The sequence below is a fragment of the Desulfitibacter alkalitolerans DSM 16504 genome, from assembly GCF_000620305.1.
GTDB classification, from domain to species: Bacteria; Bacillota; DSM-16504; order Desulfitibacterales; family Desulfitibacteraceae; genus Desulfitibacter; species Desulfitibacter alkalitolerans.
This window is the reverse complement of the sequence record NZ_KK211100.1, coordinates 642,399-666,940: the sequence shown is the minus strand read 5'-3', so window position 1 is coordinate 666,940 and position 24,542 is coordinate 642,399. Positions and strand designations below refer to the sequence as shown.

Below are 24,542 nucleotides of genomic sequence, written 5' to 3'. Positions count from 1 at the left end.
CTAACTCCCAATAAATTAATATAATCTATGAATTGGATTTTCTATTTATGACTAATTACCTAGACCCTTTACAAATATTTCTGTGTTATACTTCATCATATTAATATAGGTATCTGCTCCACTCCCCTTGTGTCCCAGTGCATCTGTATAGACCGCACCTGCGATAGGAACTCCAGTTTCATTGGAGATGGTTTGCATGTATCTTCTATCCACAGTAGTTTCCACAAAAACCGCTGGAAGGCCTTTGTTTGTTACTAAATCCACTACGCTAGATATTTGCCGGGGAGTGCCTTCTTCGTGGGAGTTTAGCTCCCAGATACCTTCGGTTTGAAAGCCATAAGCTTTTCCATAGTACTTAAAGGCATTTTCGCTTATAACTATTACCCTTTTAGCTTGAGGTATAATTGCAACTTGCTCTCTAATCCAAATGTCAAGCTCATTCAGCTGATTTATATATACCTCAGCATTGTGCACATACTCCTGTTCATTACTAGGATCCAATGAAATAAGAGTGTCTCTTATATTCATTACATAGGTTATCACCAGACTTGCATCTAACCACGCATGGGGATCGGGTGCGTCATCACCCACTAAAGGTATGGGAGTAATCCCTTCTGATAAAGAAACAACAGGTGTGTTTGCCACGTTACCAATAATCCTTACCATGCCACCTTCTAGACCGAACCCGTTAATGAAGAATACATCAGCATCTGTAACTTTTTGAAGTTCACTGGGAAGCATTTCGTAATCATGTGGGTTTTCACCTATGGGAACAATATATTCCACAGTGCCCTTATCACCCACAACATTTTCTATTAAGTCAGCCAGGATTGATATACTTGCTGCTATTTTCAAAGTTTGTTGCTCAACATTACTCTGGTTTCCTGTATCATTTTTCACACCGCATCCACCTGTAAAAATAAAAGCAATTATCAAAGCAATTAGCAGAAAGCTTTTCTTTTTAACAATAATTAACTTGCCCATGTCTCCTTAATTCTCCTTTTTAATTGTCTTTTATCTTTTGCGCCAAAACTTTATGAACTAAAATTCCTTGTTTTGGGGAAAACAAGAAGCTTAAGAAAAACAATAGGGAAGCAACTAGTACTATTGAAGCCCCTGTTGCCACATCATAGATGAATGAAAAATAGACCCCTGCCGCAGACGATATAACCCCAAAAAAAACAGATAGCAAAAGCATGGTAGGCAGCCGATAGGTGAGGAGGTAAGCTGTTGCACCAGGTGTTATAAGCATGGCAACAACTAAAACTATGCCTACTGTTTTTAAAGATGCAACTGTTACAAGAGACAAAACAAGCATTAAAGAATAATGGATAAGTCTTGTTGGTAACCCTACTGCCTGGGCCATGGTTGGATCAAAGGTGCTTAAAAGCAGCTGTTTGTAAAATATCACAATGCAAATTACTATTAAAACACCTATGGAAAAGGTCATCCATAAGTCGCCTCTAGAGACTGCCAGGACATTGCCAAATAGTATGTGCCACAGGTCAACACCGGTTCCCCTTCTCATTGTTATCAATACAACTCCCAGGGCGAAGGCTGCAGTAAACATGATGCCAATTGCAGTATCATCCTTTATTTTGCTGTTTTGCGATATGTAGCCAATTCCCAGGGCTGTCAAAACCCCAGTAGCCACGGCTCCCAGGAAAAAACTAAATCCCCACATGTAGGCTATTACTACCCCGGGAAGAACAGCATGGGAAATTGCATCCCCCATTAAAGCCATGCCCCTAAGAATAATAAAACAACCTGTCAAGCCGCATATGATTCCTACCAAAATGCCGGCAAGCATTGCATTTTGAAGGTATTGATATCTAAAGACGGCGTCAAAAAAGAAGGCTAGATTTTCCATTTAACTGTTCACCACCATGAGCTGTTCTTTACCTGGAAAGGTTGCAACTTTGCCATCATAGGCCTCCTTTAACCTGTCAATTTGGAATACTTCATCCTTCTTGCCATAAGCTATGAGCTTATTTTTCAGCAGTATCAAGCTGTCAAAATAGGTTTCAGCTTTACTTAAATCATGGTGTACTACAAAAAGTGTTTTGCCCCTGTCTCGTAAATCCTTTAAAAGCTTCATAATCATGTTTTCTGAAGCCATATCTATGCCTGCGAAGGGCTCATCCAGAAAAAACAATTCTGCCTCCTGAGCCAAAGCTCTAGCAAGAAAGACCCTCTGCTGCTGCCCGCCTGACAGCTGACCAATTTGCCTTTTGCAATAATCAACCATGTCAACCTGCTTCAAACACTCCCTGACCAATTCATAATCTCTTTTGCCGGGAAACTCCCACCATTTTAAATGGGGAAACCTCCCCATAAGTACAACGTCTTCCACTAGTACAGGAAAGTCAAAATCTATAGAGTTTCTTTGGGGAACATAGGCAATTCTCTTGCATGCTTTTGTAAGAGTCTGATTCATAATTTCTACACATCCCTCGTCTGCCTGGACTAACCCCATTATGGCTTTTATTAATGTTGATTTACCTGCCCCATTGGGTCCGATAATACCAATTATTTGCTTAGGAGCAGCAGAAAAGGATATACTTGAAAAGGCAACCTTGCCATTATAGGAAACTGACAAATTACTAACCTTGACAATAGCATCCTGATCCAACAATAATTCCTCCCTTCAAATGATGAATATAATGATAAATATATAGATGCGAATAAAAAAGTTAACCACGTCTAATGTCTTTAAGCTGATAGTATTATATTCCAGGGCTATTTATTGGTGTTTGTCTAATACAATTTTTTTATAAAAGCACACAAAAATATCACAATTATTTGTTATTATTTAATAAGACTTAAATATGGAGTAAAAATAAGGAGATGGAGGAGTTAGCATGTCCCAGAAGAAAAAAGAATTCATGGAAAAGCAAAATAAAAAAATAGGGGGAAACAGGGTTTTCACAGGAGTACTTGTTTTTCTTGTAATATTTGCTGCTGCAGGTGCTTATATCAAGATGACTGGAGAGACCCCAAGTGAAGTTAGATGGGAAGGTGGAAACTATACCTTTGGACAAAGTATGGATTATACTGATAAGGTATTAACCCAAACCAACATAGAACTTATGGTGGAAGATGGAAAGGTCATTATCCCTCTAGAACATGTAAGTGAAAATGGCTTCATATACACTGAATATAACAAGGATGGCTTCCGTTTGCCATTAATGTCATATGTTAATCCATCAGGAAGATTAGTTGCTGCCATTTCCTTTTGTGAACCCTGCCGTTCCCAAAGCTTCCATATAAATGGTGAGCAGCTAATATGCGACAGCTGTAATACAAGATGGGAATTAGCTACAATGAAAGGGATTACAGGTGGATGTATGGATTACCCGCCTGAAGAGATAGACTATGAAGTGGTAGATGGAAACATTATTATTAATGAACTGGATATAAGGTCATGGACGCCAAGGGATTTAAGTGCAGCGAGGTGATAGTTAAATGAGGGTTGATTCCATTGCATTAAAAAATTTAAAACGCCGCCCAATTAAAGCGATTTTTATGGTTCTGGGGATTATCCTTGCTGTAGGAACCATTGTTACACTCTATACTTCTACAGCCACATTAAATGTAGAACTAGCAGATAGATTTGACGAAATAGGTGCCAATGTGATGGTAATACCTGATTCCAAGGATATGAGCTTATCATATGGAGGGGTTAGAGTTAGTGGAGGTCAGGATAAACAGTTTTTAGCTAATGACGATATTATAGCCATCAACACTATTCCTAATAGTGATAATATAGCTACAGTAGCTCCAAAGCTTTTAACGCCTTTAACAATTCAGGGGCAAAAGGCGGTTGTTATGGGTGTGGATTTTCCACAGGAGCTGGCTTTAAAGCCCTGGTGGACCATGGACGGTGAAAGACCCCGGGGGGTACAGGACGTTTTGCTGGGGGCTGATGCAGCCATTATCCTTGGCATTAAACCAGGGGATACCATTGAGATTGAAGGAGAGGCCTTTAATGCTGCTGCTGTACTCCATCCCCAGGGAAGTGAGGAGGATGGATTAGTATTCATGCAGCTGTTAGCTGTACAAAGGTTAGCTGATCTTGATGACAGCTTGTCTTTAATTGAAGTGGCTGCTTACTGTACCACATGTCCAATTGAAGAAATAGTTATGGACATAAATAACGCCCTGCCCCATGCCAGGGCTACTGCCTTAGGTGAAGCAGTAAAGGCCAGGGCTGAGGTCGTGGACAGATTCAATAAATTTTCTGCTGCAGTTGCTTTTGTTGTTTTCTTAATAGGTTCCCTTTTAATACTAGTAACGGTCATTAGTTCAGTTAAAGAAAGAACAAAGGAAATAGGAATCTTTCGTGCAATTGGTTTTAGACAAAGGAATATTATTGAAATATTTTTAACTGAAGCTTTAATACTAGGTTTGGTTGGTGGTATTTTAGGCTATATAGCAGGCAACCTTACAGCCAGCGCTTTGATTTCTAGTGCTGCGGGAATAGAAGTAACCATTGAATGGGACTTTTTCATTGGGGGAATTACAATTGTAATGGCTTTAGTCTTAAGTCTTTTGTCAAGTGCATACCCTGCAGCAAAAGCTGCCAGGCTTGATCCAGTGGAAGCCCTGCGACATATTTAGTGCTGCTTCCAGTATACAAGGAGGTTTATTATGGGAAAAAAGGCTTTAAAAGATCTAATAGAGGTCAGTAATCTTTCAAAGATATACCAAAGTGGAGGCGAACAGGTCAAGGCTTTAAATAACCTTAACCTTACAATAGAAAATGGTGAATTTGTAGCTCTCATGGGACCGTCTGGCTCAGGAAAGAGCACCCTTTTAACAATTCTTGGGGCACTTAATCCGCCAACCCATGGGACGGTTTTCATAGATGGCATAGATATTTACAATCTTTCTACTGAAAGAAGAGCTGATTTTCGAAGCACATATATGGGGTTTGTTTTTCAGCAGTTTCATTTAATTCCCTACTTGTCAGCAGTGGAAAATGTCATGCTTCCACTGGCAATAAGCAGTAAGTCCAGCAGGGAACAGACAGAAAAGGCCCAAGGCCTGTTGGAAAAGGTTGGCCTGGGGAATAAGCTTAAGAGACTGCCAAATGAGCTTTCTGGCGGGGAACAGGAAAGGGTAGCCATAGCCAGGGCCCTTGTAAATGATCCCCCTATTGTTTTTGCAGATGAGCCAACAGGGGCCCTTGATGCAAAAACCAGCTTGGAGATAATGGAACTGTTCCAAAAGGTTAATGAAGAGAATTATACAATAATCATGGTGACTCATAACAAGGAAAATCTGGACTTTGTAAAAAGAGCTGTATTTATAAGAGATGGGGAGATAGAAGCAGAAGAACGCTACTGATATATTAGTGAAGGGCAGGGTCTTATAAATTGAGCCTAATAAATATTGCATTAGCAAATTTAAAGGTTAGAAAAATAAAATATATGTTTCTTATGTTAGGAATGTTAATTGGGACTGCGACTATAGTTGCTTTATTTTCCATTACTGCTGCCATGGAGTCAGAGTTAAAGGAGCATTTTGACAGGGTGGGAACAAGGGTTATAATAACTCAAGACCAGGAAAGGTTCTCCCTTTCCTACAGGGGTATAACTGTAGCTGAGGATATTGGCAAGGAACCAGATTTATTCCCGGCCGAAAAGCTTTATACCATGTCTTATTTGCCGTCCTGGGATCAGGTGGAAACAATTGCCCCAAAGCTAGTGGCTAGCGGCACAACTGCTGAAGGGGATTCTTTACTGGTCCTGGGTATTGATTTTGCTGAAGAAATTAATGTGAAGAACTATTGGCAGGTAACAGGAGCCTATCCTAATTCAGAAAACCAGGCATTACTTGGGTTACAATTGGCCCAAAGACTGGAACTGGAAGTGGGGGACACTCTAGTAATTTTTGATGAGGAGTTTCATGTGGCAGGAATACTAGATGAGCTGGGTTCCCAGGAGGATTATCTGCTCTACCTCTCCCTGGATAAGCTGCAAAGAGCAACAAATAATGAGGGTTTATTAAGCATGGCAGAAGTGGTTATACCAGGCAGCCAGGGAGCTGAGACGGCTGATTTTCTTGTAAATGAGCTTAGACAAAAAGATATTGGTCTGGCAGGTACAAGGGTTCAGGATGCAGCCGAAGGGAGAAGGGTAATAGTTGAGCATTTTGCACGGATTGCCTTTATGGTAACCGTGGTAATCATTGTAATCGGCTCTTTAATTATGGGTACAACCATGATGTCCTCTGTAAAGGAAAGAACCTGGGAAATAGGTATTTTTCGAGCATATGGCTTTAGGAAAAAGCATATCATGTCAATCATCTTTTATGAAGCAGGAATTCTTAGTGCCATGGCTGGAGCTGGCGGATATCTTATTGGTATGATAATAGTTGTCTTTGCAGCACCCATAATAGCTGATATTCAAGGCAATATTACTTGGAGTCCCGTTGTAGGCTTATGGGTGCTAGTTTTAACAGTAATGGTAGGAGTTATGGCAAGTGTATATCCTGCAGTCAGGGCAGCAAATCTAGATCCGGTAAAAGCACTTAATTATTTATAGCCGATACAAAATGTATCGGTTTTTTTTGTGGATAATTATGAAAAAATACATTATATTGTCACAATATACAGGAAAACAGAAAAAAATGCAGAATTGTATATACTAGTTTTATTATATGGGCTGATTAGGGAGGCTAGAAAATTATATGAATAAAAGGCAGATATTGGCAGGCGTTGCTTTGATGTTAATTCTAGTTTTTTCACTAGTTGGGTGTGGATCAGAAAAGCCGTCAGACATAAGTAATAATGCAAATGCAGCTATTTTGACATTTAATCTAAATAGTCCACCAGAAACTATAGACCCTGGCAGAGTGGTGGGTCAGCCTGATATGACGCTTGTCAATGCCGTTATGGAGGGGTTAACTAGATATAATGTTTTTGGTGAACTTGAGCCTGCCATGGCAACCCACTGGGAAATCTCCGAAGACAAAAGCACTTATACCTTTTATATAAGAGAAGAAGCTAAATGGAGCAATGGGGAGCCTGTGACGGCACATGACTTTGAATTTGCCTGGAAGCGTGTACTTGATCCAGAATATGCATCAAGATATGCCTATCAATTATATTACATAGTCAATGCTTTTGAGTACAATAATCTGGAAAATACCAATGTGACAGATCCCGATCTGGTTGGAGTTACTGCCCTTGATGAGCATACCCTAAAAGTCGTTTTAAATGCCCCTGCTCCTCAATTCTTAGGACTTACAGCCTTCCCCACCTATTTTCCTGTACACAGGGAAACTGTAGAAAATAATCCTAACTGGGCTGAGGATATTGAAACATATATAAATAATGGACCTTTCAAAATAGACAAGTGGCAGGAGCAGCAAAGAATTGAGTTAGTAAAGCATGAGATGTACTGGGACAAGGATAATGTCCAGCTGGACAGGTTAGTTTTCACATTAGTTAGCGAGCAAGGCACCAGTTTGGCAATGTACGAAGCTGGCAGTCTTGATGTTTTATACAATATACCATCCCAGGATTTAGAAAGGCTGAAAAGGGAAAGTCAAGAATTAAGATTTGGTGATGATTTATCAGTTTCAAAGTACCTTTTCAATACTACCATTAAACCCTTTGATGATCCAGGGGTAAGAAAGGCACTGGCCATGGCCATTGAAAGACAGGATATTGTAGACTTTGTTACCAGGGCAGGAGAAAGGCCGGCTTATGCCTATGTACCCTATGGTGTTCCAGATATAACTGAAACCAAGGACTTCAGGGAAACAGGCGGAGAATACTTTGCAGAAGACCTTGAATATGCTAGAAATTTACTATCTCAAGCAGGATTTCCTGATGGAATGGATTTTCCAGAGGTAACACTGCTAATAACTGATTCTGAAGACAACCTAAGAATTGCCCAGGCTGTTCAGGAGATGTGGAGAAAAAACCTGGGTATTGATACAATAAAAATACAGCCCAACGAGTGGAGAGTTTATTTGCAGTCAATATTTACCGGCCAGTACCAAATGGCAGGGGCAGCTTGGTCAGCTGACTATGTTGATGCAATGACATTTTTGGATGTGTATGTTTCTGATGGAGGAAATAATGTAACTGGTTGGGGCAATTCAGAATATGACCAATTAATATCCATAGCAAATAATTCATATAACCAGGCTGAGCGTGTCCAGGCCATGCATCGGGCTGAGGAACTGCTTATGGATGAAATGCCTATTATCCCTCTTTTTTATTATACAAAGCCATACTTGATAAAGGACCATGTAAATAATGTTGGAGTGCCTAGTTTTGGGCCGCAAATGGAATTTAAGTGGGCTTATATTAAAAAATAGGCCTGGAGGTTTTTCATGAGATATGTGATTCAAAAGGTGAGCTCTTCAATAGTTACCTTAATAGTGATAATTACACTAACCTTTATATTAATACACTCACTTCCAGGCAGCCCCTTTGATACTGGAAAGAAGATACCAGATGCCATTGCTAAAAATCTCAATTACAAATATAATCTGGATGCACCATTGACTGAGCAATACTTCAGCTATCTTAAGGGCCTATTAAAGGGTAATCTAGGTTTTTCCATGAAACACGACAATAAAACAGTTAACAGTATAATTAGAGAAGGCTTTCCAATTTCTGCACTGCTAGGCCTGTCGTCCATGTTAATTGCAGTGACTTTTGGTATGATGCTGGGCTGTACTGCCGCTATTTATAAGGGTAAGTGGCAGGATATTGGAATAACGTTATTTACCACAATAGGCATATCAATTCCAGGTTTTGTATTTGGAGGGCTTTTGATTCAGGTGTTTGCTGTAAAACTCCAGTGGCTTCCTCCTGCCCAGTGGGAGGGAATGAATTCAATGATTTTGCCCATGGTATCTCTGGCTCTGCTGCCAACAGCAATTATAGCCCGCTTGATAAGGTCAAGCTTGATCCATGTCCTGGGACAAAATTATATACAAACTGCCAGGGCAAAGGGTCTATCTTTTAATATGACAGTGATTAAACATGGACTGCGCAATAGTTTGTTTCCAGTTATCAGCTTTCTGGGTCCGGCCACGGCAGGGATTGTTACTGGAAGCTTTATAATAGAAAGTATTTTTAATATCCCTGGCATGGGAAAATGGTTTGTTACAAGTGTGATTAACAGGGATTATACAGTTGTTGTGGGATTGACTATTTTTTATAGCACATTACTTATATGCATTAACATTTTAGTTGATGTGGCCTATACTCTTATAGATCCCCGTGTCAGGCTTGGGCATAGGGGGATTAGCAGGTGAACAGGGATAGGATAATACTTTATACTGGTTTAACCATTGTAACTCTGCTGTTATTACTGTCACTTATAGGCCCCTATCTGAATAAATGGACTTATTATGAGCAGACATTGCAAAGGGCAAATGAAGCTCCTGGCTGGGAATACTGGTTTGGGACTGATGCCCTTGGAAGAGACTTATTTACCAGGGTCTGGGTTGGCCTGCGTATATCATTTATTATAGGCATAGCTGCAAGTTTAATAAGTGTTGTTGTTGGCACAGTATATGGGGCAATTGCCGGTTACTTCGGGGGTATTCTGGATGAAGTAATGATGAAGCTGGTGGAAATCCTTTATTCCATACCATTTTTAATATACGTAATTCTATTACTATTAATCATGGAGCCAGGCATCAAAACTATTATTATAGCCCTTATAATTGTATGCTGGCTGGGTACCGCCAGGATTGTAAGGGGGGAGATAGTGCGCCTCAAGGAAATGGATTTTGTTTTGGCTGCCCATTCCATTGGAGCCAGCAATTGGAGAATTATCTTTTATCATCTAATTCCAGGAGCTGCAGGATCCATTATTATTATGCTTACAATAACCATCCCTGAGGTAATCCTAGCAGAAGCAATTTTAAGCTTCCTGGGTTTAGGGGTAAGTGCTCCCAAAGCAAGTCTGGGTTATTTGATCAATGATGGATTTCAAAGCATTCGATCTTATCCGTACCAGTTGGTTTTTCCAGCAGCTGTAATTACCCTGGCAATGCTAGGCTTTAACTTGACTGCCGATGGATTGCGCAGTTTTATAGATCCTAATGTAAAGAAATAGAAAAATTTTTTTAACTTTGTTTTTTTTGCAGGAAAATGTTTACTTTTAGTCGAATGTGATTTTATGTATTGGTGAGGGGTGAAGGAATGTCTGCTTTTGATGAAAAGGATAATCAACCGGGACAGAGGCAAATAGAGGATGTTATTAAAAGAATAAAGGGTGTAATATCTTGTAATGTGGTTATTTCTAGCGAGGACGGTAAAATACAAGAGATACATGTCTTGTCTGAGAGTAACAGATTGCCCAAACAATTGGTTAGGGATATTGAATCAGCAGTTATGGCTGAACTGAATATCCCCCTTGATCATAAAAAGATTAGTGTTGCTCAAATTAAACAGTCTGAACCATCTTCTAAATACAGCAGATTAATAATTGATAGTGTAGATATTAATGGAAGCAAAAATTGGTTAACTTCCAGGGTATCAGTAAAATTAGGTGAGTTCACCTTTGATGGACATGCTGAAGGACCAAATTCAAAGTCCAATAGAGATAGGGTCATTGCAGCTGCTACCTGCCAGTCCATAGAAACCGTTCTGGATCAAAAGCTTAGATTTGTAGTTGAAGAGGTTTCCTGGACGAGACTATCAAGCTGTGAAATTGCCACAGTAGTTTTATCATGTGTATCAGAAAGCAGCATTGAAAGGGTAGTAGGCTCATGTCTTTTTACCAATGATAAAGATATTACCATTGTAAAGGCGGTTTTAGATGCGTTAAACAGGAGGATAGATTTAGTTGTATAGAAAAATTTAATAGGGGTCGTATAGAGCGGAGCTGCAAGAGGAGCGGAAAAACCTTGCTGATAGCGGAACAGTAAGAGATCACCGTAAAAGGGGGTTTTTCCAAATGGCAAAATTGTTTAAAGTTTTAACTGCATTGACAGCTTTATTGTTAGCTGGTGGTGCTTCTTGGAGATGGTAGTATTTATATAAAGTACGACCCCTAAAATTATTATGAAAACTGGATGATAATAATATGCCAAAAAACTTTAATTTTTTGACCAAAGTGTATATAGCTATAGTTATTCTTCTTTCCTTAATATTTCTGTATCTTTCTATAGGTACATTTATTTGGAAAGAAATAAATTTTTTTGGTGCAACTCTATTTTTTATTTTTATAATCTTAGCTAATTTATTAACGGTTAAACTTCCAAAAGGTGGTTCAGTTACAGTTACCTATGCTATACATATAGCTGTTATACTCAACTATGGACCATTTATATCTATAGTGGCGGAAATAGTTTCTGCTATAGTAATTGGCATTAGAGAATCAAGGCCTAATAAGATAAAAGAAGTTTTTAATGCAAGCCAATTAATAATATCAATTTATTTGGCTTCTTTAATAATCAATCCTTGGATTAGCGCAACAATATCAATGGATGCGTATCTTGTGGCCAATGTATTTTTAGTAAGTATAGTATATTTCATAGTAAACACTATTCTAGTTACATTAGTTATAAGCCTAAGTGAAAAACTTAACCCCTGGAATATTTGGTTGACAAATTTTAGACTTTTAACTCCTCATTACCTGGCATTGACGCCCTTAGGTTTTGTTGTTGCTGTCGTTTACTATTACATTGGGTCCTTTGGTTTGATAATGTTTTTCCTGCCTTTTCTGCTGGCCCGTCATTCCTTCAAACTCTACATGGACATGCGTGACAATTATTTAAATACTATAGAAACCCTGGTTAAATCCATTGAAGCAAAGGATCAATATACCAAGGGTCATTCTGAAAGGGTTGCTGCCTACAGCGTTGCCATTGGCAGACAAATGTCTTTAGATGCTGCACAGCTTGAACAGCTAAATTATCTGTCACTGCTTCATGACATTGGCAAGGTTGCGGTTAGTGACTCATTGCTGAATAAGGTTGAAAAATTAACTAATGGTGAGTTTGACCTGGTAAGGCAGCATCCAAAGATTGGTGCTGATATTATCAAGGACATCAAACTCCTTAGTGATGAAGAAAAGGTTGTTCTTCATCATCATGAAAGATATGATGGTTCTGGTTATCCTGACGGCCTAAAGGGTGAAGAAATACCCCTTATGGCAAGAATTATTGCAGTTGCAGACTGCTTTGATGCCATGACTAGTAACAGGGCCTATAGAGATGCTACCTCGTACACAAATGCAATTAATGAAATAATTGAATGTGCAGGTCAACAGTTTGATCCCAGGGTAGTAGATGCATTTATTCAATGTTTTTCAGAATTATTCCCTGATGAAAGTGCTGCAGCCATAAAAGAAAGTACAGTTGCCAAAAAGTCATTGGCATATTAAAAAGGTGAGAATATGTTTATTGAGACACTTATATTTAGTATTATTGTTGGACTTATACGTAAGGGTAACATAAAAAATTTCGGGCTAATTCATTTAAGGGGAATTAGCTTTTTATTTGCTGCCTATTTGGTACAGTTTATGTTAAACAGGGTTGATTCAAGCCTTTTGGATATTCCTGCATTAATATCTGCCAATATTGGATCACTAATCCATATAGGCACCTATATGATGCTTTTCTATTTCTTCTGGTTAAATAGATACCAATTTAACTTTCTTTTACCCCTTGGCACCTTCCTAAACTTTGTAGTAATTACCTTAAATGGAGGGGCCATGCCTGTCAAGACAACCTATATACCAGAGGAGAGTATAGTATACCTTGTAGAAAGTATTACCCATGCCATCATGACAGCAGAAACCGTGCTTCCCTTCCTTGGAGACATAATATATGTCAGCTGGCCCATGCAGCAGATGATAAGCATAGGTGATATACTTATGAATATAGGCATATTCATATTTATACAGAAAACCATGGTAAGTCGGCGAAGGCATCACAGCTGTCAGAGTTGGATTTAATCAATGCTGCTGTCTACTCCTTGTAAAACAGCTTTTTAACTAGCATGATTTAACAATGAGATTTACCTGCTTCTTGTGGTATAATTATCTTTGTCACGCAGTTGCGCAAGTTTTACTCTTGCTGGGGGATGTCGGATTTAGAAATGGGGTGTTAATATGGATCCCTTAACTCATGCACTAGCTGGTGCTTTGACAGCTTCTTTTTCAGGAAACCCCATGTCCATAACAGACCCTATTTTTCTGGGCGCTGTTTTAGGATCCATGGCTCCTGATTTAGACATAATATATCAAACTAAAGGGGATGTGGCTTACTTAAAAAACCACAGGGGCTTCTCCCATTCCTTCATAGGATTTGCTGCTGTCTCAGCTGGAATAGCTGGCTTCCTAAGCTTAATGTTTCCTGAAACGGCCTTTTTGACAATATTCTTGTGGACCTTGCTTGGGGCATTAACACATGGGTTTTTGGATTTTCTTAATTCCTATGGTGCTAAACTTTTTTGGCCCCTTATCAAGAAAAAACAAAACCTGGGGATTTTGACCATTTTTGATCCAATTTTAATGTTTATTATGGGTGCTGGCTTGGCAGGACAGGTGTTTTATCCTATGGCCAATACTATTGGAGCAGTTTGTATGGTGGGGTATTTATCATTTAGGCTGTATATGCGAATGAAAGCAGCAGTAGTGGTAAAAAGGAGATACCCTAACTTTAAAAAGGTAGTTGTGATTCCGTCTGTTATAAGTATCTGGAACTGGCATTTTTTGTTGGAAAATGATAATAATATTACAGTTGGGGAGATAAGGTTTTTGTCATGGGCAATGAAAATCAGGAGGAGCTATAGAAAGCAAATAAATCATCCTGTTGTACAGGCAGCCTTAAAAAGTAAGCTTGGCAGGCTGTTTAAGGATTTCACTCCCATATTCCATGTTTCCGTTCAAAGAAAAGATGATAGTCACCTGGTTAGCTTCATCGATTTGAGATACTTTATCAGGGATGATTTTATGCATCATGCCACAGGTATATTAAATGAAGAATTTCAGCTCATGGAAGGTATTTTCCAACCCTATAATAAAAATAGAAAAATAAAAATTGCTGGTTAAATCAGGTGCTTCTTGCAAAATAATAGCCTGTGGTGTAAAGTGCCACAGGTTTTATTCATATATATGCAGGAACAAGGAGCATGTCTGTTGAAATATATTATGATAATGTTTCTATATGACCATGTTTAAAGGAAATAATGGAGGCTGACTAAAATTTGGAAATGTCTAAATCTGAGCTTATTTTTAGAAGCCCTGCTGGGCATGAAATACATAGGCAGGAGGACACAATTTTTATTAACTATAATAAGGAAATGTTTGCTTTTTCAACCTCACAACTAAATGGAGGCATCAATAGAATACAGCACAGCTTTAACCATCAGTTAGCCCAATGGGTGGAAACAGCAGAGGATTTACCAGGTGGGAATTTAAAGAACTATCTTGAATACAACGCCAGAAGGCTTGGATTAGATAGTAAAAGGACAACAGGATTAATTACATCAGCTTCCATGGATAATGCTTCCATTGTTCACCAATCTTATAGAGCAGCATCATTACTTGCTCTGGTCACAGCTGGTGCTGGTGTGAATGCTGTAAGAGCAGGAGAACCTGCCGCATATGATGAAATATATTATGGAAGGTTTGTACCAATAGCAGGCACCATCAATATTATCCTTGTCCTTGAGTTTGCTGTTCCAATTGAGTGCCTTGCTCGCACAGCCATTGTAGTTACAGAGGCAAAAACAGCAGCCCTGCAAGATTTAAATGTTAAAAGCTGTTTTTCTGAAGGGGGAGCTACCGGTACTGGAACAGATGGTTTAATAGTGGCCTGTAATGTAGATGGTGAACACTTGTTTTCAGATGTGGGTACCCAATCAAGGCTGGGGGAGTTAATATGTACAGCCGTTAAAAAAGGGGTTACAGAAGGGTTAATCAAAGATGGACTGTAGGAGGTTTATAGGAAATGAAGAATATTTATCAAGCAGCTTTAATACTCATGGTTTGTGTAATGTTGTTGGCTGGCTGTGGCAGCAAGGCTGACACAACTGTGGGAGAAGATAGTAAGATCTTCAAGGATGTTCTGGGCAGGGAGGTAGAAATCAAGGAAACCCCTAAAAAGATTATATCCTTGACGCCAGCAGTAACGGAAATTTTATTTGAACTAGGACTAGACGAGAGAATTATTGGCGTTACCGAATACTGTAATTATCCTGAAGCTGCGCTAAAAAAACCCAAAATGGGGGATTTTGCCAATCCCAATGTTGAGCTTATAGTAGATGCCGAGCCACAAATTGTTTTTGTAGCGGCTGGGGTACAGATGGAGCTAATTAAAAGGTTAGAACAATTAGGCATTACAGTATTCTGCCTGGATGCTGAAAGTGTTGACCAGGTGATTAAAAATATCCAAATGACAGGTGAAATAATGGGTGTTCCTGAGGCAGCCCAGAAATTAACCAGCGAGATGCAGGCCAAGGTAGATGCTGTTGTCCTCAAGGTAAAGGATCAAGAAAGACCGGTTGTGTTTTTTGAGGTATGGGATGAACCATTAATGTCTGCAGGGCCAGGCACCTTTATCAATAGCTTGATTGAACTTGCTGGTGGACAAAACCTTGCCGGAGACGCAGATACCCGCTATCCACAGTTAAGCATGGAGGTTCTTTTTGAAAGAGATCCTGACGTTTATATAGCAAATGACTTTCATAAGCAAAGTGATATCATGGCAAGGCCGGGATATGAGAATTTAACTGCAGTTAAGACAGACAGAGTTCATACAATAGATGATGATCTGGTAACCCTGCCGGGGCCAAGGGTAGTCTTGGGGCTGGAAGAAATGGCCCGGATAATTCATCCAGAATTGTTCCAGTAAAGTTTTATAATGCTTTTTCATTCCTTCCTGTGAAATGAATTAGAATTGAGGGAAGAGGACTAGACCATGGAGTTTTGTAAAATGGAGTTAGCCAAGGAATCAAACAATATAAAAAAACAAACAAATTCACGATCTATAGGCAAAATAGTTGCTCTAACTATTTTGCTTATATTTGTTTGCCTCACTGCCATTACCATTGGGCCTGCTGATATAACCCTGAACCAGACATGGCGGATTATACTTTCCCAGGTGCCCGTTCTTGGAGAAAGTATTACATTGGATGATGTTAGAATTAGCCAACAAACAATAGTCCTGCAGATAAGACTTCCACGGGTTTTATTAGCTGCCCTGGTGGGTATAGCCCTGGCAACAGTGGGAGCCACCTTTCAGGGGCTGCTTAAAAATCCCATGGCCGACCCCTATATTATAGGGGTGTCATCAGGTGCTGCCCTGGGAGCCACCATAGCCATAGTAACCGGCCTGTCAGCAGCAGCTGGATACCTGGCTGTTCCCTGGATGGCATTTGCTGGTGCATTAATTAGCACGTATACAGTGTATAACATAGCCAGAGTTGGCAACAGGGTTCCTGTTTATACATTACTTTTAGCAGGGGTTGCCTTAAGTGCCTTTATGTCTGCAATCATGTCCTTTCTAATGGTTCTTAATTCTAAGGAGATGCAGCAGGTGGTATTCTGGCTCCTGGGGAGCTTTTCAGCTAGAAACTGGGGACATGTTCAAGCAGCAGCACCCTTGATAATTATAGGTGTGGTTATAATCAACTGCTTTGCACGGGATCTAAATATTATGCTTTTTGGGGATCATACTGCTCAACACCTTGGTATTGATGCAGAAAAGACCAAGAAATTGCTCTTAACCTTGGGTGCCTTTACTGCTGCCGCTGCTGTATCAGTTAGCGGTACCATAGGATTTGTAGGACTTATTGTTCCTCATGGGGTACGCCTTGTGGTAGGTCCAGACCATAGAAGCCTGATGCCCATCTCAGCATTAGTAGGAGGGATTTTTATGGTTGTAACAGATACCTTTGCCAGAACCTTTCTGGGAAGTGTGGAGATACCTGTTGGAATAATAACTGCAATGCTGGGAGGACCCTTCTTCATTTATTTATTAAAAAGAAAACAAAGGGATGAGTTTTAATTATGGTTCAGTTTGGTTCAGATATAAAAGTCAAAAACCTCCAGTTTGGGTATGGAAAAAATATAATTCTTAAAGGTATTAATCTGGAAATCAAGCCGGGAAGCTTTCTTTCCATAATTGGTCCAAATGGCTCAGGCAAATCTACACTCCTTAAAAATATTTCAAAGTCAGTATTGCCACAGAAGGGTGATATAGAGCTTGATTCTATTAATCTTCTTTCAATGAAGCCTCGGCAGATAGCACAAAGGATGGCAGTTGTACCCCAGGATACCACAATTGAATTTTCCTTTAGTGTTTATGAAACTGTATTGATGGGCAGGACTCCCTTTCTAGGAAGATTTGAAAGCGAGGGTCCCAAGGATTTTGCCCTGGCTAGATGGGCAATGGAAATAACTAATATATGGCACTTAAAGGACCGGAGTGTGACAGAAATAAGTGGAGGAGAGAGGCAGAGGGTTGTTGTGGCCAGGGCTTTAGCCCAGGAACCCAGGGTTATTCTTTTAGATGAGCCTACAGCCCACCTTGATATTCAGCACCAGGTTGAACTATTAGAATTGCTTCAGAGCCTTAACAGGACAACTGGCCTTACTGTTGTAGCTGTACTTCATGATTTAAACCTGGCTGCTCAATTTAGTGAACACGTTGTGTTAATGAAGGACGGGAAGATTTTTGCAGAAGGTTCCCCTGACCAGGTATTAACTCCTGCTAATATTAGAAAGGTCTACAGCATGGAGGTTGCTATTACAGATAACCCCCTAACAGGAAGGTTTAATGTGATACCCCTTGGGAGGACTAAATCAGACTCCAAGGGAGGCAAGGGTCTGCATGTTCATCTGATCTGCGGTGGTGGAACAGGGATATTTATCCTGGATAGACTTGTTCAACTTGGCTATAAGGTGAGCTGTGGGATATTAAATATTGGAGATACTGACTGGAGCAGGGCAAAGATGCTGGGGGTAGAGGTTGTGGAAGAGGCTCCCTTTGCCCCTATTGGCGAAAAGAGCTTGTCCATGAACAGGGCGCTAATACAAAAAGCGAATTATATAATTATCACCCCCATACCCTTTGGAAAAGGTAATCTGGCAAATCTCCAGTTAAGTGCAGAGGCCTGCCAGACAGGCAAGCCTGTTTTAATCATGGCAAATGACTTTGAAAAAAGAGATTTTACTGAGGGTCATGCTCAAAGGCTTCTTGAGGAAATGAAGCAGGCCCAAGGAGTATTTGTCAATACCCCACAGGAAATTTTTGAGTTTCTGGAGAAATATAATTAATTTCACCCTATACCTGACATCCCGCGGGTTCTTTTGTCTTATTTTGTTGAGAAAAATCAGCAACAATTAACAACATTAATAGCAGCTATAAATATTCATTATGCGGCATAAACATCTGTTATCCTATTTTATTGGTAATAGAAATTATAATGATATTTAAAGATGTTAAGTACCTTTAAGGTGGAATTGGGGGAATAGTAGTGACACAGTTTAAAAATGATGAACTGCTTCGTCAGAAAATGCAAAAGATAGTTGATGAATGTATGGGGGAATCACCATCTTTTTGTGTTGCAGCATGTCCTTTACACGTGGATGTAAAAGGCTATATTGGAAAAATTGCCGCAGGTGAGTTTAAGGAGTCTTTAGAAATAATTCGTAAAGACCTGCCCTTTCCTGGGATTTTGGGGAGAATATGTGCCCATCCTTGTGAAGAAAAATGCAAACAAAGTGAGGAGGGTCAGCCCCTATCCGTACAGCAGTTAAAGCGGTTTGCTGCCAATTACGATAGCGAATTTGAGTGGGATATTAGCATTGAAGAAAATGAAAAGCCCCAAAAGGTAGCCATTATTGGTGCCGGCCCAGCAGGAGCCATGGCTGCGTATATTTTAAGAAAGAAGGGCTATCAGGTAGCGATTTTTGAAAAGCTCCCCGTGGTGGGGGGGATGATGAGGGTAGGGATACCGGCCTACCGCCTTCCCAGGGATGTGATAGATTTTGAATACAGCATACTGCCCCTCTTGGGCGTGAGCATATATTTAAATACAGAGGTAGGCAAAGACATATCCTTTGCACAGCTGTTAATGGATTATGATGCCGTATTTATTGCTGTAGGTGCCCACAGGAGTTTAATGCTTAATGTTCCTGGAAAGGAGCTTAAAGGAATTGAACCTGGTGTTGATTTTTTAAGGAATGTAAGTTTAAATATTTCGCAGGATTTAGGTAAAAATGTAGTGGTAGTAGGCGGCGGAAATGTAGCAATAGATGTAGCAAGAAGTGCTGTGAGAAAAGGTGCGGAAGACGTTACAATAATATGTCTTGAACAAAGGCATGAAATGCCTGCCCATTCATGGGAAATAGAAGAGGCAGAAGAGGAAGGCGTTAAGATTATTAATGGATATGGTGTTAAACAATTTTTTGGACAAGAAAGAGTGGAGCAGTTAGAGCTGGTAAAATGTCAATCTGTGTTTGATGTCGAAGGCAAATTTAACCCCACATATATTGAAAATGAAAATTTAATGTTTAAGACTGATATGGTTATTTTAGCAATTGGTCAGGGCGTTGAAAGCAGCTTTTTAAAGGACCATTGGGATATATTAGGGTCAAATGGCAGGGTAATTGTAAACCCCGTCACATTGCAAACAAAAGACCCCAAGGTTTTTGCCGGGGGAGACATGATTGGAAGACCCCTTATTGCAATAGAAGCACTTGCCCATGGAAAAAAGGCAGCCATTTCAATAGATAGGTATTTTAGGAATCAAGATATGGCAATAGGTAGAGAAAAAGAAGGAAGCTTTGAAACCACATTAATACGAGAAATAAAAGATGAGGAAAGAGGAACAATTCGAAGCAAGACCAGAAAAATACCTGTTGAAAGAAGAGTAACATCTTTTGATGAAGTGGACCTGGGGTTTACTGAAAAATGTGCTGTGCAGGAGGCAACGAGATGTCTGCAGTGCGAGTGTAAACTATGCATGAAGGAATGTATAATGCTTAATGAATTTTGTGAATATCCTAAACAGCTGATGGAGCAAACTTTGGCAGCATGCTGCATAGACCCACTAATCCCATACTCCTGTAATATGTGCAATCAATGTACTATTAACTGCCCAAAGGAATATAAGTTTAGTGAAATTTTTGCCCAAATGAGAATGGATCTTGTAAAAGACGGCGAAGGCCCATTGCCCCAGCACAAACCAATTCACATGCATCAAAAACTGGGCTTTCATCCAATCTTCAATATAGTTAAGCCTGATGTTAAAGCAGGTTTTACCAAAAGGGCATTTATGCCGGGCTGTAGTTTACCATCTTATTCACCGAAGCTGGTTGGAGAGATATTAAGATATCTTCAAAGGGAGCTGCCTGGCACTGGAGCTGTGCTGAGATGCTGTGGAAAGCCTACAAAGGCCTTAGGACTAGAAAATGATTTTGCACAGCGTTATTCATTGTTAGAAAGTGCCTTTAAGCAGTTGGAAGTTGAGGAAATCATTGTTGCATGTCAGTCTTGTTACAGCATGATCACAACCATGAGTCCCCATTTGAAGGTACGTTCTCTTTATGAGGTATTAAAAGAAGTTGGCATTCCTGAGGAAGTTAAAGGCATAGGAAAGGGAAAGGTCATGGCGTTGCATGATTCCTGTGTAACAAGGGATTGTTCTACCATACATGATTCAGTAAGGTTTTTAATGCGAGAAATGGGCTACAAAATTGAAGAACTCCCCCATAACAGGGAGAATACTCGTTGCTGCGGCTTTGGTGGCATGGTTGTGCCAGCCAATCCAAACCTTGCTAAAAGAATAATGAATCGGAGGGCCTCGGAGGCTAAATCAGAACATATTATTACCTACTGTGCAGCCTGCAGAGAATCCATGACAATGGGGGGGAAAAAAGCGTTACATTTAATGGACTTAATGTTTAATAGGCAATGGGACAAAACAGGTGCACCAGGACTGCAGGGGCCTCTCCAGAACTGGCTGAATAGATATAAGTCTAAAAAAGAAATACAAAGATCTCATATGTAGGTACTAAGGCTTCTGGTGGTTTTGCTAGTTTCAATAATTTGTAAATAGAAGGAAATTAATGCCCCTTTGAAGAATATTCTTTTAGCTGAATTAAAACCTGGGGGTGTTCTTACTATGCAGCTGGAACAGAAGATAGTTCATAAAAAAGTTAAAGTTAAAAAAGATCAAAAGCCTCTATTCTTCATAGTCTTTTTTTTAGCACTTTTATTATTGTATAAGGTTGGTTCTAACAACTTAATTCTTGGGGCTTATTGGGCCTTTGGCATAGCCTTTGGTTTTGTGCTTCAAAAAAGTAGGTTTTGCTTTGCTGCATCTCTTAGGGACCCCATAATAGCAGGGAGCACCTCCATTTTACGAGCCATAATAGTTGCAGTGGCAATAATGACAATAACATTTTCTTTAATACAGTATATTTCCTTAATTCAGGGTGCCTCTCGAATCCCCGGGTTTATTCATCCTGTTGGATTTCATACTGCAGTTGGAGGGTTTTTATTTGGTGTAGGCATGGTAATTGCAGGTGGTTGTGCAACTGGAACCTTAATGAGGATTGGAGAAGGTTTTCTAATGCAGCTTATCGTTCTTATAGGTTTTTTGATTGGTACTCTATTAGGCGCCAGACATTTTCCCTGGTGGGAAAAGAGGTTCATTAGTGATGCTTCAACTATTCACCTTGCAAGCTTTTTGGGGTGGCCAGGTGCGGTATTTTTCCAAGTAGGCATTTTGGTGTTGCTCTTCTATCTTTTGAAAAAATATGATGAAAAGAATAATATTATGCTCTAATGGGGGATTATTATGGCAGAGATAAGATTAGACTGTTTGTATGAGGCCTGTCCTATTCCCTTACTAAAAGCGATTCAACAGTTTAAAAAAATGACAGTTGGCGATGTGCTTGTTATAGAAACTGATCACAGCTGTGCTGCAAAAAATTTTACAGAGTGGACCCAAAAAAATGGCTTGTCATGTGAAATAGTTGAAGTCGCCAATGGCGAATGGGAGATAAGGGTTACTAAAAGTAGATAGGGAGTGGTAAAGAGATGTTGATAAGGGCGGTAAAGGAGCCATGGACCTACTATACTGGGGCCATACTGCTTGCAGTACTAAACACTTTGCTTTTTGTTGTGGCTGGGAGGCCCTGGCAGATAACCTCTGGGTTTACCTATTGGGCTGCTTGGATATGGAAAGCTATGGGCGGAACGCCTGAAAAGTGGGACTATTTTGCTAATCATCCCGGCAGGGCTGAGGCCATTGCACAGGGTTTTTTCACCAATAACCTTTCTTTAATGGATGCAGGTATAATCGTAGGGGCATTACTTGCTGTTTTAGCTGCTTCACAATTTAAATTCAAAAGAGTTAAATCCTTTAAACAGGTGGCAGCAGCCTTGTTAGAGCAGCGGTATGATGTCAAGTAGGTAATTGGAAATTTTTCAAAGAATTCGCTGCACAAAAGGGGGTGCTTGCCTAAAAAAGGCAACACTAAACAAGCCCACCCTATGACAAGTATATTTATTACAAATATAACAATAAATAGGTGGAAGGAATCCTGAGCTTTGGTCTATTCTAATTTAATTGTCGGTTTCCCCCTTTCGGTTGGTAGAGTTGGTTAGACTTCAGCAGAAAAAAGACTAACCGTACCAGTTTACGGGCAGTAAGAGCAAGGGCGCGTTTATGAGCATACTGCTTAGGCTCCGCTTTTTTCATGGCATAATACTCGGCAAAAACAGGGTCGTGCACCCGAACACTGCTTGCCGCCTCAATAAGGTAATACCTTAAAATGCGGTTGCCAGAGCGAATAAGCCTTGTACTACTAGCAGTAAAATCACCAGACTGATTTTGGGTCCAGGCAAGACCAGCTAACTTAGCTACCTGTTTATGGCTGTCAAACTGATGGATATCACCAATTTCAGCAATAATACCAGAAGCAAAAATAGGACCGATACCCGGAACAGAATCTAGAGTTTGAGGAATAGTCTTTAAATGGTCCTCAATAGCCTTTTTCAAAGACTGCAGCTGTTCCTGGATTGTTCTAATAACCCTAATACTAGAGGCCATGGCCAAGTTAACAGAATCAGACATGGCCTTGGGCAACCTGTAAGAAGAACGAGCAGCCTTTTGCAACTGTTTAGCAACAGCCTGAGGATCATCAAAGCGGTTTTTACCATGCTGAATTAAAAACTCCATCAGATCATCCAAAGAAGCATCTGCTAGAGCCTCAGCGGACTCAAACTCTTCCAAAACAGCCAGAGAAGTAGCAGATAACTTGTTAGAAAAGACTAAAGAGTAATCACTACACTTCAGGTACAGGTTAGACATAAGAAAATTAGCTTCACGTACTAGAGCCTGCATGAGGTGGTACCTGGCCCGAGTAAGCCTTTGAAGAGCCATCAAAGGTTCACTCCAAGTAAAAGGATGAGGCAGATAGCCACTTTTAAGCCTAGCAGCAATATACCAGGCATCGAACCTATCATTTTTAGGAGCATCCAAGAAATGAGCCTTTTTAAACTCCTTAATCAGACTAGGGTTAAACATGTAGACCTTAACATCAGGGCAGGCAAAGTCCAAATGGCGATGCAAGTAGATGGCAGCATGGGTAGAGTAGCAACCGGTGTGCTCTAAACCAAAAAGTATTCTATCAAAATCATGTTTACTAACCAACTGGTTGATACGATCCTTAAGCTCAAAAATACCAGGTCTATTATTAAAAACACTAAACCGGCTTATAGGACGCTTTTCATCATCATTAGACAAACAACAAACAACATTGTCCTTGCTGCTTATATCGATACCGACAAACAAAGGGTTAGACATCTTAATCACCTCCTTCACTTTAAAATATATAGATGTCTACAGTCTTGGGATGTCCCTGGGAAACCCATGAACGACAGCCTTGCGAGCTATAGGAATACACCGGATCCCCTCGGTGCACTGGCCTCCGTCTGCTAACAGAGGGAGAGGCAAACCGGGAAACAGTCAGCGTGTAGGTCTATAACATGGGGCCAGGGGAACACTCTAAAAATGGAAGACACCCTATAACGGGGCAACTGGAGGAAATGGAACATTCCCTTGGTAGACACCTTTGGCTATATTTTCCCAAAGACATCCCAGGACTGTAAACCCTTTTTAAAAAAGATAGCATATTAGTTATTGGCTTGTGGATATGCCGCTCATGTGGACTTGTGGACAGCTGCTGCGCACCTGCCCACAGGGTCCACAATCGCTTGGACAATGCTAAAGCATTGCCCACATACCCACAAGCCCTGCTACGATGAATAACTTGTTGTTGTAGTTGTTAAAGATCTACATTAAAAAATGAGCAATGTCCCAACTGGAAATTAACGTCCAAATCGGGGGCTGCTCATAGTATACAAGGAGGTATAATTATGGGGTATGGAACAAGAATTGCTTTAGGATGTAATATTGGTGCATTTTTTAGTGCTATACCATCACTGTCCCTGAGCGGATGGGTATATGCCATCTTTGCATTTTTGGGTGCTTGGCTGGGCAGTAAACTACTAATGAGGTTTTTGTTATAATTAAAGTA

General features: G+C 40.1%; 23 protein-coding genes and 1 pseudogene. 20 read left to right on the top strand and 4 right to left on the bottom strand.

Annotated elements, in window-relative coordinates:
• Positions 1 to 51 precede the first annotated feature (51 nt).
• From K364_RS0109025 to K364_RS0109015, 3 genes are read right to left on the bottom strand one after another with little or no spacing between them, the layout of a single operon-like run.
• Positions 52 to 984, bottom strand: coding sequence for a metal ABC transporter solute-binding protein, Zn/Mn family (locus K364_RS0109025; RefSeq protein ID WP_035268447.1), 933 nt, complete (start codon positions 982 to 984; stop codon positions 52 to 54).
• Positions 985 to 1,003: 19 nt separating this feature from the next.
• Positions 1,004 to 1,870: a metal ABC transporter permease gene (locus K364_RS0109020; RefSeq protein WP_028307759.1), complete on the bottom strand. Its 867-nt coding sequence runs from the start codon at positions 1,868 to 1,870 to the stop codon at positions 1,004 to 1,006.
• Entirely contained in the window at positions 1,871 to 2,632 is a 762-nt protein-coding gene (locus tag K364_RS0109015) for a metal ABC transporter ATP-binding protein (protein WP_028307758.1), read from the bottom strand.
• 229 nt (positions 2,633 to 2,861) lie between these two features.
• Here K364_RS0109015 and K364_RS23385 point away from each other — a divergent pair, with 229 nt between their 5' ends.
• From K364_RS23385 to K364_RS23365, 19 genes are all read left to right on the top strand, one after another.
• Positions 2,862 to 3,458, top strand: a complete 597-nt coding sequence (locus K364_RS23385) for a DUF2318 domain-containing protein (RefSeq protein WP_051533907.1) — start codon at positions 2,862 to 2,864, stop codon at positions 3,456 to 3,458.
• Positions 3,459 to 3,465: 7 nt separating this feature from the next.
• Positions 3,466 to 4,620 (top strand): ABC transporter permease, encoded by a 1,155-nt coding sequence (locus tag K364_RS0109005; RefSeq protein WP_028307757.1) that lies wholly within the window; start codon positions 3,466 to 3,468, stop codon positions 4,618 to 4,620.
• Between the two features lie 30 nt (positions 4,621 to 4,650).
• Positions 4,651 to 5,349: an ABC transporter ATP-binding protein gene (locus K364_RS0109000; RefSeq protein ID WP_035268444.1), complete on the top strand. Its 699-nt coding sequence runs from the start codon at positions 4,651 to 4,653 to the stop codon at positions 5,347 to 5,349.
• 29 nt (positions 5,350 to 5,378) lie between these two features.
• On the top strand, positions 5,379 to 6,548 hold the full coding sequence (locus tag K364_RS0108995; protein WP_028307755.1) for an ABC transporter permease: 1,170 nt from the start codon (positions 5,379 to 5,381) through the stop codon (positions 6,546 to 6,548).
• A 145-nt stretch (positions 6,549 to 6,693) separates the two neighbouring features.
• Positions 6,694 to 8,334, top strand: coding sequence for a peptide ABC transporter substrate-binding protein (locus tag K364_RS0108990; protein ID WP_028307754.1), 1,641 nt, complete (start codon positions 6,694 to 6,696; stop codon positions 8,332 to 8,334).
• Between the two features lie 15 nt (positions 8,335 to 8,349).
• A complete protein-coding gene (locus tag K364_RS0108985) occupies positions 8,350 to 9,282 on the top strand; it encodes an ABC transporter permease (protein WP_028307753.1) in 933 nt (310 codons plus the stop codon).
• Positions 9,279 to 10,091, top strand: coding sequence for an ABC transporter permease (locus K364_RS23380; protein ID WP_051533906.1), 813 nt, complete (start codon positions 9,279 to 9,281; stop codon positions 10,089 to 10,091). The genes K364_RS0108985 and K364_RS23380 overlap by 4 nt, the downstream gene beginning before the upstream one ends.
• 86 nt (positions 10,092 to 10,177) lie before the next feature.
• Positions 10,178 to 10,831, top strand: coding sequence for a hypothetical protein (locus tag K364_RS0108975; RefSeq protein ID WP_051533905.1), 654 nt, complete (start codon positions 10,178 to 10,180; stop codon positions 10,829 to 10,831).
• Between the two features lie 232 nt (positions 10,832 to 11,063).
• Positions 11,064 to 12,365, top strand: a complete 1,302-nt coding sequence (locus K364_RS23375) for an HD-GYP domain-containing protein (protein WP_051533904.1) — start codon at positions 11,064 to 11,066, stop codon at positions 12,363 to 12,365.
• Positions 12,366 to 12,377: 12 nt separating this feature from the next.
• Entirely contained in the window at positions 12,378 to 12,938 is a 561-nt protein-coding gene (locus K364_RS0108965) for a DUF5317 domain-containing protein (RefSeq protein WP_028307751.1), read from the top strand.
• Between the two features lie 156 nt (positions 12,939 to 13,094).
• Entirely contained in the window at positions 13,095 to 14,036 is a 942-nt protein-coding gene (locus K364_RS0108960) for a metal-dependent hydrolase (RefSeq protein ID WP_028307750.1), read from the top strand.
• Positions 14,037 to 14,197: 161 nt separating this feature from the next.
• The gene (locus K364_RS23370; protein WP_242841688.1) at positions 14,198 to 14,923 is read left to right on the top strand and encodes an adenosylcobinamide amidohydrolase; all 726 of its coding nucleotides are present in this window, start codon (positions 14,198 to 14,200) and stop codon (positions 14,921 to 14,923) included.
• A 14-nt stretch (positions 14,924 to 14,937) separates the two neighbouring features.
• Complete coding sequence (locus K364_RS0108950; RefSeq protein ID WP_028307749.1) at positions 14,938 to 15,840, top strand: ABC transporter substrate-binding protein; 903 nt, start codon at positions 14,938 to 14,940, stop codon at positions 15,838 to 15,840.
• 66 nt (positions 15,841 to 15,906) lie between these two features.
• Complete coding sequence (locus K364_RS0108945) at positions 15,907 to 16,995, top strand: FecCD family ABC transporter permease (RefSeq protein ID WP_242841675.1); 1,089 nt, start codon at positions 15,907 to 15,909, stop codon at positions 16,993 to 16,995.
• 2 nt (positions 16,996 to 16,997) lie between these two features.
• Positions 16,998 to 18,266 carry an ABC transporter ATP-binding protein gene (locus K364_RS0108940; protein WP_028307747.1) on the top strand — a complete coding sequence of 423 codons (1,269 nt, stop codon included), beginning with the start codon at positions 16,998 to 17,000 and terminating at the stop codon, positions 18,264 to 18,266.
• Between the two features lie 200 nt (positions 18,267 to 18,466).
• Positions 18,467 to 21,004, top strand: coding sequence for an FAD-dependent oxidoreductase (locus K364_RS0108935; RefSeq protein WP_207640839.1), 2,538 nt, complete (start codon positions 18,467 to 18,469; stop codon positions 21,002 to 21,004).
• 114 nt (positions 21,005 to 21,118) lie between these two features.
• Positions 21,119 to 21,784, top strand: coding sequence for a YeeE/YedE thiosulfate transporter family protein (locus K364_RS0108930; RefSeq protein ID WP_028307745.1), 666 nt, complete (start codon positions 21,119 to 21,121; stop codon positions 21,782 to 21,784).
• 12 nt (positions 21,785 to 21,796) lie between these two features.
• Entirely contained in the window at positions 21,797 to 22,024 is a 228-nt protein-coding gene (locus K364_RS0108925; RefSeq protein WP_028307744.1) for a sulfurtransferase TusA family protein, read from the top strand.
• Between the two features lie 14 nt (positions 22,025 to 22,038).
• The gene (locus K364_RS23365) at positions 22,039 to 22,413 is read left to right on the top strand and encodes a YeeE/YedE thiosulfate transporter family protein (protein WP_051533902.1); all 375 of its coding nucleotides are present in this window, start codon (positions 22,039 to 22,041) and stop codon (positions 22,411 to 22,413) included.
• Between the two features lie 148 nt (positions 22,414 to 22,561).
• Here the strand turns inward: K364_RS23365 and K364_RS0108915 are convergent, their stop codons facing one another.
• Positions 22,562 to 23,809, bottom strand: a complete 1,248-nt coding sequence (locus K364_RS0108915) for an IS110 family RNA-guided transposase (RefSeq protein ID WP_028306738.1) — start codon at positions 23,807 to 23,809, stop codon at positions 22,562 to 22,564.
• Positions 23,810 to 24,333: 524 nt separating this feature from the next.
• On the opposite strand from K364_RS0108915, the pseudogene K364_RS26170 reads away from it, so the two are divergent.
• Positions 24,334 to 24,534 (top strand): annotated as a pseudogene (locus K364_RS26170) (YeeE/YedE thiosulfate transporter family protein); the annotation flags it as partial.
• Between the last annotated feature and the right edge of the window lie 8 nt (positions 24,535 to 24,542).